The sequence below is a fragment of the Microbacterium azadirachtae genome (genome assembly GCF_025583665.1).
GTDB lineage: Bacteria > Actinomycetota > Actinomycetes > Actinomycetales > Microbacteriaceae > Microbacterium > Microbacterium azadirachtae.
The window spans coordinates 711,797-724,062 of record NZ_CP099706.1 but is presented as its reverse complement, the minus strand read 5'-3'; the positions used below and the strand labels follow the sequence as shown (position 1 = coordinate 724,062).

Below are 12,266 nucleotides of genomic sequence, written 5' to 3'. Positions count from 1 at the left end.
GCGCGTCTAGACCGCGCCGAGGTCGATGCCGACCGGCGCGGGCTCGGCGTAGGCGACCTCGCGCCACACGTCGCCGAGGCGCTCGAATGACGTGACGCTGCTCAGCGCGCAGCGTCGGGTACGCGGATCGTGCCGCAGCGGCAGCCCCGCGACGGACAGGTGGGTGATCCAGATCGGCGCCTGATGCGAGACGAACACCACGTCTCCGCCGTCGGCGTCGTGCCAGGCCTCGTCCATCGCGTCGCGCATGCGCGCGGCGATCGACGCGTAGGGCTCGCCCCAGCTCGGCAGCGCGGGGCGGCGCAGGTGCCGCCAGTTCCACGGGTTCATCAGCGCCCGGCGCATCTGCGTGCCCTCGAACACGTTCCAGGGCTCGATGATGCGCTCGTCGAGCACCGGGGCGATCCCGAAGAGGTCCGCGAACGGCGCGGCCGACTCCTGGGTGCGCTCCAGCGGGGAGCAGCGCAGCGTCGACACCGGCCGCTGGAGGGAGGCGACGTGGTCGGCGGCGGCCTGTGCCATCCGCCGACCCTCGTCGCTGAGGTGGTACCCGGGCAGCCGCCCGTACAGCACGTGCGCAGGGTTGAAGACCTCTCCGTGCCGGACGAGGTGCAGGCGATCCGCGGGCATCAGCTCAGAAGGCGTCCGCTCAGGCGCGGCGGTACTGGGCCGAGCCGAACCCGATGATGAAGTACCCGATGAACGAGAACAGCCAGAGCAGGAAGAACGAGAAGACGCCGCCCTTGCCGAAGTTCTTGCCCAGCTTGATCGCCACGATGATCGACATCACGATGTTCACGATCGGGATCAGGTACAGCAGCACGAACCAGCCGCTCAGGCCGGCGATCTTGATCAGGAAGATCAGGTTGACGATCGGGATCAGTGCGAGCCAGCCGGCGTAGCCGGCCTTGGTGAAGACCTTCCAGAGCGCGATCACGACGATCACGTAGAAGATCAGCGCGAAGACGCTCGTGGTGCCGGAGAACAGCGAGGCGTAGATGTTGCCCGCGGCGTCGGTCGGGTCGTCGGTGGGGAGGATGTGCATGTGTAGCGCCTTCCAGGGGGTCGGACGATGGGTGGTGCTGCCGCGAGTCTAGTGATGCGCATCCGCTCCCCACGAGGCATCCGGCCCGTCCCCGTAGAATGACGGGGATCCCTTTTCCCTAGTTGGAGGCGTATTCCGTGCTTCGCACCCACACGGCAGGCTCACTGCGAGCCGAGCACATCGGTCAGACCGTCACCCTTGCGGGGTGGGTCGATCGCCGTCGTGATCACGGAGGAGTCGCCTTCATCGATCTGCGGGACGCCTCCGGGATCGCCCAGGTGGTCATCCGTGACGAGGAGATCGCGCACCCGCTGCGCAGCGAATTCGTGCTCCGGGTGACCGGCGAGGTCTCCCGCCGCCCGGCCGGGAACGAGAACCCCAACCTGCCGTCCGGCGAGATCGAGATCGTGGCGCAGGACGTGGTCGTGCTGAACGAGTCGGCCCCCCTGCCGTTCCAGGTGTCCTCGGGCCTCGCCGAGACCGACGCCGTGGGCGAGGACGTGCGGTTCAAGCACCGCTACCTCGACCTGCGCCGCCCGGCCGCCATCGCCCCGCTGCAGCTGCGCTCGAAGGTCTACAAGGCGGCGCGCGACGTGCTGCACGAGCGCGGCTTCACCGAGGTGGAGACGCCGACCCTCACCCGCTCCACGCCGGAGGGCGCGCGCGACTTCGTCGTGCCCGCGCGCCTGCACCCCGGCAGCTGGTACGCCCTGCCGCAGAGCCCGCAGCTGTTCAAGCAGCTGCTCATGGTGGGCGGCGTCGAGAAGTACTTCCAGATCGCGCGCTGCTACCGCGACGAGGACTTCCGCGCCGACCGTCAGCCCGAGTTCACCCAGCTGGACATCGAGATGGCCTTCGTCGACCAGGAGGACGTCATCGAGATGATGGAGGCCGTCGTCCGGGCGATGTGGGCGACGATCGGCGTCGAGGTGCAGACCCCGCTGCCGCGGATCACCTACGCCGAGGCGATGGCGAAGTACGGCTCCGACAAGCCCGACCTGCGCTTCGGTCTCGAGCTGGTCGAGGCGACCTCGTACTTCTCCGAGACGACCTTCCGCGTGTTCCAGGCCGACTACGTCGGCGCGGTCGTGATGCCCGGCGGCGCCGCGCAGCCCCGCAAGGTGCTGGACGCCTGGCAGGACTGGGCCAAGCAGCGCGGCGCCCGCGGCCTCGCCTACGTCCTCTTCAACGAGGACGGCACGCTCGGCGGCCCCGTCGCCAAGAACCTCTCCGAGACCGAGCAGGCGGGCCTCGCCGAGCTCGTGGGCGCGAAGCCGGGCGACTGCGCCTTCTTCGCGGCCGGCTCCGCGAAGGAGTCGCGCGCTCTGCTCGGCGCCGCCCGCGTCGAGATCGGACGCCGCCTGGGCCTGCTCGACCCCGACGTCTTCGCGTTCACCTGGGTCGTCGACGCGCCGATGTTCGAGCCGGCCGCCGATGCGGTGGCGTCGGGCGACGTCGCCGTGGGCGCCGGCGCCTGGACGGCCGTGCACCACGCGTTCACGGGTCCGAAGCCCGAGTTCGAGGCGACGTTCGACACCGACCCCGGATCCGCTCTCGCCTACGCGTACGACATCGTCTGCAACGGCTCCGAGCTCGGCGGCGGCTCGATCCGCATCCACCGCGAGGACATCCAGAAGCGCGTCTTCGAGGTCATGGGCCTCTCCGACGAGGTCGCGCAGGAGCAGTTCGGCTTCCTGCTGGACGCGTTCAAGTTCGGCGCCCCGCCGCACGGCGGCATCGCGCTCGGCATGGACCGCGTGCTGCAGCACCTGTCCAAGACGGACTCGATCCGCGAGGTCATCGCGTTCCCGAAGACCGGCAACGGCTTCGACCCGCTCACCGCAGCGCCCGCCCCGATCACCGCGGAGCAGCGCAAGGAGGCCGGCGTCGACGCGGTCGCGGAGGACGACGCCCTCGAGCCCGTCGAGGCCTGACCGACCCCCGGGGTCGTCGAGCGAGGACGGCGAAGCCGCCCGAGACGAGACGCGGTCCCTCAGCGATACCGCGTCTCGTCTCGCTCCGGCCGCGCCGCCGCTCGCTCACTGTCCGGAGGGGCGGGTCTTCCTCGCGTGAAAGGATCGGATCATGCTCGCCGCACTGACGCTCCCGGTCCCGCTCGACACCCGGATCGGCGCGGTGACGCTGCGCCGCGCGCACGGGGAGGACACCGCCGCAATCGTGGCGCTGCTCGCCGATGACGCGATCAGCGCCGCGCGCGGCGACACCGCATCGGACGACGACCTGCCCGCCTACGCCGCGGGACTGCAATCGGTGCTCGCCGACGACTCCAACGACCTGCTCGTGGCCGAGCACGACGGCGCCGTCGTCGCCACGTTCCAGCTGACCCGCATCCCCGGGATGTCCCGCCAGGGATCCACCCGCCTGCTCGTCGAGGCCGTGCGCGTGAGCTCGGAGCTGCGCTCGAGCGGCGTCGGATCCGCGCTGATGCGCTGGGTCATGGATGTCGCCACCGCGGAGCTCGGCAGCCCGCTCGTGCAGCTCACGTCCGACGCGAAGCGCATCGATGCGCACCGGTTCTACGAGCGCCTCGGCTTCGCCGGCTCCCACCGCGGCTTCAAATACCAGGCGCCTGCCGGGCGCTGACCGACTCCTCGTCGCGGCGCGGCGCGCCTCGCTCCGGGCCGGGGCGTCACGCCTCGTCGGGATCCGACAGGTCCTCGACGGCGACGGGTGTGCGGCCCGCGAACATGACGCCGATCCCGTACTCCTCCCCGATCTCCAGAGCGCTCTCCGCGAAGCGCAGCATCCAGGTGCCGTCCTGCCACACCACCGCCTCGGGCGCGCCGAAGGGCGGCTGCTCCCCCGCCAGGAGCGCCTGATCGCGGGCGGACAGCGCCGGCCCGGCCAGCTCCTCGGCGAGGAACGCCGTGGCCGCGTCGACGAGCGTCGCGAATTCGGATGCGATGCCCTGAGCCGTCTCGAGCGCCTCCGCGGTCGGTGCCTCGGCGGGCTCGGCCACGATGCTCACGGTCCCGCCGCCGTCACCGCCTTCGATCCCCGCCACCCAGCACGCGATGCCCTCGGGCGCGTCGATGCGGATGAGGGTGGCGGCGTCGAGCTCGATCGCGTCGGGAAGGTCCATGCCTTCGATCCAACCAGTCGCGAGACGGGGACGGTAGTCGAGCAGGCCTCCACGGAGCGGATCGGATCCTTGCCGTTCATCGCACGTTCACCCGCCTCCGCAACGCCGGTAACCCGCCCGCCGTACATTCCTCTCGACCCGACCCCGGCGCCCGCGCCGGACACCGAGAGGAAATCATGCTCATCAGCAACCGTCGCGCGCGCATCGGCGCCGGCATCGCGCTGGCCGCCAGTGCCGCGCTCCTGCTCTCCGCCTGCTCCGGATCCGCGTCCGCCGACCCCACCGGCAGCGCCGGCACCGGCGCGAAGGCGTCGGCCGCGACGTCCCTCAAGGACTTCGGGTCGCTGGCCGACCTGCAGAAGGCCGCCGAGGCCGAGGGCAAGCTCAACGTGATCGCGCTCCCGCACGACTGGGCCAACTACGGCGAGATCATCGACGCGTTCAAGAAGAAGTACCCGAAGATCTCGATCAACGAGGCCTCCCCCGACGCCTCCAGCGCCGAGGAGATCCAGGCTGCCAAGACCAACGACGGCCTCGACACCGCTCCCGACGTCTTCGACCTCGGTCTCACCGTGACGCTGCAGAACACCGACAAGTTCGCGGCGTACAAGGTGGAGAAGTGGGACGACATCCCCGAGAACCTCAAGGACAAGTCCGGCCTGTTCACGGGCGACTACGGCGGGTACATGTCGATCGGCTACGACTCCTCGAAGTTCCCGGAGCCCAAGAAGCTCGACGACCTGAAGAAGTCCGAGTACAAGGGCGCCGTCGCCCTCAACGGCGACCCGACCCAGGCGGGCGCGGCGTTCGCGGCCGTGGGCCTGGCCACCGTGCAGTCCGGCGGCAAGCTCGACGACTACCAGAAGGGCATCGACTTCTTCTCGGAGCTGCAGAAGGCGGGCAACCTGCTCAAGGTCGACGTCACGACCGCGACGGTCGCCAGCGGCGAGACCCCCGTCGTCTTCGACTGGGACTACCTGAACGCCGCGCACGTCAAGGACAACAAGAACTGGAAGACGGTCGTCCTGCCCGGCACGGGCTACGCGGGCTACTACAACCAGGCGATCAACAAGACCGCCCCGCACCCGGCCGCAGCGCGCCTGTGGCAGGAGTTCCTCTACAGCGACGAGGGCCAGAACCTGTGGCTCAAGGGCGGCGCGCGACCGGCCCGCATGGACGCGATGACCAAGGCCGGCAAGATCGACAAGACGCTCGCGGCGGCGCTGCCGGCCGCTCCGAAGGACACCGTGGTGCCCACCGAGGCGCAGAGCACGGCTGCCGGCAAGCTGCTCGGCGAGAAGTGGGCCGCGGCGGTCCAGTGACCTCCTCCACCCTCGCGGCATCCGCCGCACCCCGCGCCGGGTCGAAGCCTCGTGCTTCGGCTCGGCGCGGGTCGTCCGCGCTCGCGGCCCTCGGTCTCGTGCCGTTCGCCGCGTACCTGCTGCTGTTCCTCGCCCTGCCGACGCTGCTCGCGGTGGGCACCGGGTTCTTCACCCGGGACGGATCGTTCACCTGGAGCAACCTCTCCGCGCTCGGGGATCCCACCGTCCTGCTCACGTTCGCGAACTCGGCGGGCCTGTCGCTGCTCACCGCCGCGATCGGCGCCGTCGTCGGCGCCCTCGTCTGCTACGCGCTGCTCGGCCTGAGCCCCACGGGCGCGGTGCGCACCGTGGTGGATGCGGCGTCGGGCGTGCTCGCGCAGACCGGCGGCGTGATGCTCGCCTTCATGTTCATCGCCTCGATCGGCCTGCAGGGCGTGATCACCCAGCTGCTCAAGGACGCCGGGATCCTGCTCTACGCCGACGGCCCGTGGATCTACGAGCTGCCGGGGCTCGTCCTGCCCTACCTCTACTTCCAGATCCCGCTCATGGTCATCACCTTCATGCCCGCACTGTCGGCGCTGAAGCCCCAGTGGGCCGAGGCGAACCTGACGCTCGGCGGCACGCGGACCAGCTTCTGGCTGCGGATCGGGATCCCCGTGCTCGCCCCCGCGTTCCTGGCGAGCTTCCTGCTCCTGTTCGCGAACGCGTTCTCGTCCTACGCGACGGCCGCGGCGCTCGCGAGCCAGGGGGCGCAGATCGTGCCCCTGCAGATCCGCGCCGCGCTCACGAGTGAGACCGTGCTGGGCCGGGAGAACCTCGCCGGTGCCCTCGCGCTCGGCATGATCGCGGTCGTGGCGGTCGTGATGTGGCTGTACTCGCTGGTCCAGCGCCGCGCGTCGAGGTGGCAGTCATGAACCGTCTCGGCGCCTCTGCTCTCACCCGCTGGATCATCGGGATCGTGGTCGGCCTGTTCTTCCTGATCCCGCTGGTCGCGACCCTGCTCTACACGTTCCGCGCGCAGGACGGGTCCTTCACCCTGAAGCACTGGGCCGCGCTCGGCGACCCCGCGCAGGCCTCCGTCTACCAGCCGATCTGGACCGGGCTCGGCAACTCGCTGATCCTCGCGGTCGTGACCGTGCTGATCGTCCTGCTGCTGCTCGCACCGACGATGATCCTGGTGAACCTGCGCTTCCCACGCCTGCGCCCGGTGTTCGAGTTCGCCGTGCTGCTGCCGATCACGATCCCGGCGATCGTGCTGGTCGTCGGCCTCACCCCGATCTACCTGCAGATCGGGCGCTCGCTCGGCACCGGCGCCTGGACCCTCGCGTTCGCCTACGGCATCACCGTGCTGCCGTTCGCCTACCGCTCGATCCAGGCCTCCATCGACGCGGTCGACATGACGACCCTCGCCGAGGCGGCGCGCTCGCTGGGCGCCGGCTGGTTCACGGTCGTGCTGCGCGTGCTGGCGCCGAACCTGCGTCAGGGGCTGCTGGCCGCATCGCTGCTGTCGATCGCGGTCGTGCTCGGCGAGTTCACCATCGCCTCCCTCCTGAACCGCGAGGTCCTGCAGACGGCGCTCGTGGTCGTGCAGAAGCAGGACGGCTGGGCCCCGGCGATGTTCGCGCTGATGGCACTCGCGTTCAGCTTCCTCCTGCTCCTCATCATCGGACGCGCCGCCGGCGGCCGCTCCGGAAAGGCCGACTCATGAGCGACACCGCGCTCCCCCGCACTGCGGACAACTCCTTGCTCGCCGATCGCGCCGACGGCACCCGCGTGCAGTTCGACGGCATCGTGAAGAGCTACGGCCGCACCCAGGTGCTGCACGGCATCGACCTCGACATCGCGCCCGGCGAGTTCGTCTCCCTGCTCGGCCCCTCGGGCTGCGGCAAGACGACGCTGCTGCGCGTGCTCGCCGGGCTCGAGAGCGCGGACGGCGGGGCGGTGCTGCTCGGCGGGAAGGACGTCTCCGGCGTCCCGACGAACAAGCGTGACCTCGGCATGGTGTTCCAGTCGTACTCATTGTTCCCGCACCTGCGCGTGCTCGACAACACCGCGTTCGGCCTGCGCCGGCGCCGTGTCGCCACGGCCGAGGCCCGCAAGCGGGCTCTCGACGCGCTGGCCCTGGTGGGCCTCGACGCGCACGCCGACAAGTATCCGCACCAGCTCTCCGGCGGCCAGCAGCAGCGCGTCGCGCTCGCCCGCGCCCTCGTCACCGAGCCGCGCGTGCTGCTGCTGGACGAGCCGCTGTCGGCGCTCGACGCGAAGGTGCGCGTGCAGCTGCGCGACGAGATCCGCCGGATCCAGCTGCGCCTCGGGATCACGACGGTCTTCGTCACGCACGACCAGGAGGAGGCGCTCAGCGTCTCCGACCGCATCGCCGTCATGGACGCGGGCAGGATCGACCAGATCGGCACCCCCGAGGAGCTCTACCTGCGCCCCGCGACCGCGCACGTCGCCGCCTTCGTCGGCCTGTCCAGCGTGGTCCGCGGGCTCGCCGACGGGTCGAGCGTGCGCGTGTGGGGCACGGAGCTCCCCCTGCAGACGCCCGCGAGCGGCGAGGTCGACGTGCTGCTGCGGCCCGAGAACGTGCGCCTGGTCGAGGCCGCGGGCGCGGCGGTGACGGGATCCGTCGAGGAGAGCATGTTCCTCGGCAGCATGCGGCGCACGCTCGTGCGCACGGCGGACGGCGCGCTGGTCCGCGTGCAGCACGCGGCGCGGATCCGTCCCGCCTACGGCGACGTCGTGGGGCTCGCGGTCGACGCCGAGCCCGTGGCGGTGCGCCGGAGCGCGCCCGCCGCCTCCCGCTGAGTACGACGAAGGCGCCGTCCCCGAGGGGGCGGCGCCTTCGTCGTGCCGGCCTCCGCCGTTCGCCGGCGCGTCCGGCTCAGCCGGCGAGCGAGCGCGCCAGCGCCACGTACTCGGCCGGCGACGCGTCGGGCAGATACGCCCGGCCGATCGCGAGCCCGATCGCGGGCAGCTGCGAGTTGTCGGCGTAGAACAGGTACATCGGGCGATACTCCGGGTTGAACTTGCCCTTGTACCGCAGCAGCGAGGCGAAGCCGTAGGCCGGCTCGAGCACGCGGCTGAGCCAGCCCAGCAGGCGGGTGATCGTGTCGCCCTCGGCGTCCGCGCTCCCGTCCACCGTCTGGGCGAGCGGCGCGCCGGACAGGCTCATCACGGCGAGCCCCTGCTCCTTCATGTGCAGCGCCGCCGACGCGATCGCGAACTCCATGACCCCCGGCATCGCGCCGTCCGCCCGGCGCATGAAGTCGAGCGTGCGACCGATCAGCTCCCCCTCACGCCAGACCGGCATCCAGCTGGTCACCGCCTGGAGCTCCCCCTGCGGGCCGATCGCGAGCAGGATCTCGACATCCGGATCCTTCAGCTCCTCGACACCGCCCAGGGTGAAGCGCATCTCCGGCAGCGCCTTCTCGGCGATCCACTGCTCGCTCAGCGCGTCGAGCTGGGCGACCAGGCCCGCCGGCAGCTTCTCCCACGTCGTCCAGAGCGTCGTGAGGCCGTCGCGCTGGCCCCGGTTGTACGGCTGGCGCACCTTGGTCCACACCTTGCCGGTGAGCTCGAAGCGGTCCAGCGGCACGACCGTCTCCTCGGCCACCGAGATGTCGCGCCAGCCCAGGGCCCGGAAGACCGGCCGGAACTCCTCGTGCGTGCTGTAGAACACCGGCGTCCACGCGTTCGCGTCGCAGAAGTCGAGGAACCCGCGCACCGTCTGCGCGGCGTCGCCGGGCGTGCAGACCGGATCCGCCACGGCGATCGCGATGTCGTTGACCACCCGGTACGCCACGGCGCCGCGGCCGTCGCGGGTGAACCAGTGCTCCGTGCCCTCCCAGGTGCCGAGGAATCCGAGCGTGCCGCCGTCGGTCTCCCGCAGCTGGGTGCGGAAGCGCTCCGCGTCCTCCACGGTCTTCCGGGATCGGCCCAGCAGCAGCCCGATCATGGCGACGGCGAAGACGATCCAGAACACCGCACCGACGTCGCGGTGCAGCACGAGCGCGAACCCGGTGAGCGGGGTGTGCGACCCGGGCCGGCCGATGATGGTCGGCAGGAACCGGCGCAGCGTGGTGCCCAGCGACGACCAGAACGACGGCGACCGCGAGACGGCGGTCACCAGGATCATGTTGGTCGTGGTGAGCACCAGGAACGCGATCCCGATCGTGAGGGCGAACCGCCGTGCCGCGCGCCGAGAGGCGCGCACGGCGAACCGTCGGTGGGTGAGCGCCAGCAGGATGCACATCCCCACCGGGATCAGGATCGCGAGCACCGAGAACCCGGGGAACTGCCGATCGATCTCGACGACGTCGGTCGTCTCCTTGAGCGAGTGCACCGCCACGCTGATACCGGTGAGCAGCGCCATCACCGCGTTGACGCCGATCGCGAGGAACCACGCCGCCCTGCGGCCCGAGCGCAGCCCCCAGGCGGCGATCAGGCTGAGCAGCAGCGGCACGAGGCTCATCAGCACGACCCCGGTCCCCGCGGCGAAGGCCGTGGTCACGCCTGCGACGCAGTGCGCCGAGGCGTTGTTGCGCGCGCACGCGTCGGCGATCCCCGAGATGTCCACGCCGCGGAGTCCCGCGACCACGGGGGCGAGCGGTCCGATGCCGACGCCGGTGAGCAGCACGATCAGGGGGCCGAGGCCCGTGACGGCCACCATCGCCGCGATCAGCGTGCGCGTCTCCCGATAGGAGCTGCGGTAGGCGGCGGGGCGGGGCGTGCCGCTCGTGAGCACCACCCCGAGCAGCAGTCCGGCGAGCGCGGCGAGAAGGCGGTAGACGCTGTCGGCGTCGCCGCCGTAGAGCGTGAACGTCACCAGCAGGGAGAGGCCGAGCAGGCGGATGCGGCGACGGTAGAGCGCCGGGGCGTAGCCGCTTCCGGCGAGGATCGCGCCGAGGATGCCGATCGACGGGTCGAAGACGACGCCGCGGGCGTCGATGCGCGCCCAGACCTGACCCCACGACCACGCGAGCGACTGGATCCCGACGCCGAGCAGCACGCCGAGCACGCCGGTCACGAGGAACGACACGACGACCCGCAGGGTGCCCATCAGGCGCTCGGCATAGGCGAGCAGGGTCAGGGCGAGCAGCAGCGCCAGCAGGAGGCCGCCCCAGGAGTTGGGCACGAGCAGGGAGGTCAGCGGCGTCCACCACTGCCGTTCCCGGCCCAGCACCAGCGGGCTGACGCCGAGTCCGATCGGCCGCCGTCCCCAGAGGGTGCCAAAGGAGAGGCCCGTGATCACGAGGAGAGCGCTCAGCGAGACCGCGAAGGGGTGCTGTCGCACGTAGCGCGCGACCCGGCGGCCCACGGCGTCGGCGGTCGTCCGCAGCGTCTCGCTCATCGGGCCAGCCCCAGCCGCGGGTACAGCACGTCGAACGCCTTCTCGAGCCCGCCCCGCAGCCCCGGCCCCGTGTGCGTGGCGTTCGGGACCAGATAGAAGGTGGTGGTGAACCCGGCCGCCTCGGCGAGGTCGGCCGACGCCCGGTTCGCCGGTCCGTACTTCTTGTCGAGCGCGCCGGCGGCGAAGATCGCGTAGTGCCCGTCATAGGCGCCGGGGTGCTCGGCGAGGATCGCCTGCGGCTTGTTCGCGTCGAACGCCGCCTTGTCGCCCCGGAAGACCTTCTCCACCGACTTCGGATCCCCGAAGCCCGCCCACGGCTCTCCGGACGCGGTGGCGATGTTCCCCCAGATGTCCGGATGCCTGGCGCCGTAGATGAAGGCGCACGCGCCGCCGTTCGAGTACCCCGAGATCGTCCAGTACTTCGGATCCTGCAGGACGCGCAGGTGCCCGCGGATCCAGTTCGGGATGTCGGTGTTGAAGTACGTCTCGACGCCGCCGTAGGCCGCGGAGTCGATGCAGCCCGGGTTCTGGTTCTGCGCGCCGAGCTGGTCGGCGATGATGACGATCGGCGCGAGGCCGTCGTGCTTCGCGGCGAACTCGTTCATGACGTCGACCATCGGGTGCGGGTTGGGGTAGCCGGGCAGCCCCATCATGAACACGACGACGGGCAGGGCGGGCGGATCCTTCACGAGCGCGGCCGGCGGCAGGTAGATCGTCGCGTTGCGGGGCCTGAAGCCATCGGTCGAGCGGGGCGCATTGTCGCCGCTCAGTGCACCGTACCGGCCCCGGGCGGGCATGTCGGCGGGAGCCTTCCAGACCGCTGCGAGCGACGCGGGCGGATCCTCACCGGGCTTCAGGGGCGGCGCGAAATGGTCGAGTGCGCCCAGGGTGTTGACGCCGAGGATGTCGCCCAGGGTGCGGTCGAGCCCGAAGGCCTGGTTGATGCCGATGCCCATCGACAGCACCGCGCCGATGATCGTCAGGATCGCGACGACCTTGCGCCACCAGCGGGAGTCCCACAGGCTCACGATCGCCAGCCCGATCGCCGCGAAGCCGCCGATCGTCCACCACTTGACCGCGGAGGGCAGCGGAAGCTCGAACGCGTTCGTCGCGTCCGACACGGCGACGATCGCCCAGCCGAGGACGCCGCCGATCACGAGAGCGATCAGCGCGCGCACCGCCCAGCGGCGCCGGAGCGGGCGGATCAACAGCGCGATCACACCCGCGGCTGCGATCCCCCAGACGACCCAGGGCACGGGTCCGTCGACCAGGTTCAGCTCCAGCAACCAGCGCGGCATGAAGGGCGTGCTCCGTTTCCCGCCTCCGGACGGGGCGACGACCCATCGTAATCCGTGCCGCCTCGGGGGAACCGGTGCCCCCGCCCTGATCGGGCTTGGAGAAACCTATGAGACGCTCCGGGGACGGGTAAAGCCCTCGGAGCGT

11 protein-coding genes are annotated in these 12,266 nt (G+C 71.0%); 6 read left to right on the top strand and 5 right to left on the bottom strand.

Features of this window, described 5'->3' with window-relative positions; translation table 11 throughout:
• Nucleotides 1-6: 6 nt before the first annotated feature.
• Nucleotides 7-630: a histidine phosphatase family protein gene (locus NFX31_RS03440; RefSeq protein ID WP_045250163.1), complete on the bottom strand. Its 624-nt coding sequence runs from the start codon at nt 628-630 to the stop codon at nt 7-9.
• A 19-nt stretch (nt 631-649) separates the two neighbouring features.
• Nucleotides 650-1,045: a DUF5684 domain-containing protein gene (locus NFX31_RS03435; protein ID WP_045250164.1), complete on the bottom strand. Its 396-nt coding sequence runs from the start codon at nt 1,043-1,045 to the stop codon at nt 650-652.
• Between the two features lie 137 nt (nt 1,046-1,182).
• On the opposite strand from NFX31_RS03435, the gene aspS reads away from it, so the two are divergent.
• Both aspS and NFX31_RS03425 read left to right on the top strand, forming a co-directional pair.
• A complete protein-coding gene (aspS, locus tag NFX31_RS03430; RefSeq protein WP_262956789.1) occupies nt 1,183-2,979 on the top strand; it encodes an aspartate--tRNA ligase in 1,797 nt (598 codons plus the stop codon).
• Between the two features lie 151 nt (nt 2,980-3,130).
• Nucleotides 3,131-3,649, top strand: coding sequence for a GNAT family N-acetyltransferase (locus NFX31_RS03425; protein ID WP_091478375.1), 519 nt, complete (start codon nt 3,131-3,133; stop codon nt 3,647-3,649).
• A gap of 46 nt (nt 3,650-3,695) precedes the next feature.
• Here NFX31_RS03425 and NFX31_RS03420 read toward each other — a convergent pair whose 3' ends face one another.
• Nucleotides 3,696-4,148 carry a hypothetical protein gene (locus NFX31_RS03420; RefSeq protein WP_262956788.1) on the bottom strand — a complete coding sequence of 151 codons (453 nt, stop codon included), beginning with the start codon at nt 4,146-4,148 and terminating at the stop codon, nt 3,696-3,698.
• Nucleotides 4,149-4,324: 176 nt separating this feature from the next.
• Here NFX31_RS03420 and NFX31_RS03415 point away from each other — a divergent pair, with 176 nt between their 5' ends.
• Genes NFX31_RS03415 through NFX31_RS03400 form a run of 4 tightly spaced genes read left to right on the top strand, consistent with a single transcriptional unit; the run spans nt 4,325 to nt 8,278 of the window.
• Nucleotides 4,325-5,470: an ABC transporter substrate-binding protein gene (locus NFX31_RS03415; protein ID WP_262956787.1), complete on the top strand. Its 1,146-nt coding sequence runs from the start codon at nt 4,325-4,327 to the stop codon at nt 5,468-5,470.
• On the top strand, nt 5,467-6,384 hold the full coding sequence (locus NFX31_RS03410) for an ABC transporter permease (RefSeq protein WP_262956786.1): 918 nt from the start codon (nt 5,467-5,469) through the stop codon (nt 6,382-6,384). The genes NFX31_RS03415 and NFX31_RS03410 overlap by 4 nt, the downstream gene beginning before the upstream one ends.
• Entirely contained in the window at nt 6,381-7,178 is a 798-nt protein-coding gene (locus tag NFX31_RS03405; protein WP_045250170.1) for an ABC transporter permease, read from the top strand. The genes NFX31_RS03410 and NFX31_RS03405 overlap by 4 nt, the downstream gene beginning before the upstream one ends.
• Nucleotides 7,175-8,278 (top strand): ABC transporter ATP-binding protein, encoded by a 1,104-nt coding sequence (locus NFX31_RS03400; protein ID WP_262956785.1) that lies wholly within the window; start codon nt 7,175-7,177, stop codon nt 8,276-8,278. The genes NFX31_RS03405 and NFX31_RS03400 overlap by 4 nt, the downstream gene beginning before the upstream one ends.
• Nucleotides 8,279-8,354: 76 nt before the next feature.
• Here NFX31_RS03400 and NFX31_RS03395 read toward each other — a convergent pair whose 3' ends face one another.
• Nucleotides 8,355-10,823, bottom strand: a complete 2,469-nt coding sequence (locus tag NFX31_RS03395) for a bifunctional lysylphosphatidylglycerol flippase/synthetase MprF (RefSeq protein ID WP_262956784.1) — start codon at nt 10,821-10,823, stop codon at nt 8,355-8,357.
• Nucleotides 10,820-12,121, bottom strand: a complete 1,302-nt coding sequence (locus NFX31_RS03390; protein WP_262956783.1) for an alpha/beta hydrolase — start codon at nt 12,119-12,121, stop codon at nt 10,820-10,822. The genes NFX31_RS03395 and NFX31_RS03390 overlap by 4 nt, the downstream gene beginning before the upstream one ends.
• Between the last annotated feature and the right edge of the window lie 145 nt (nt 12,122-12,266).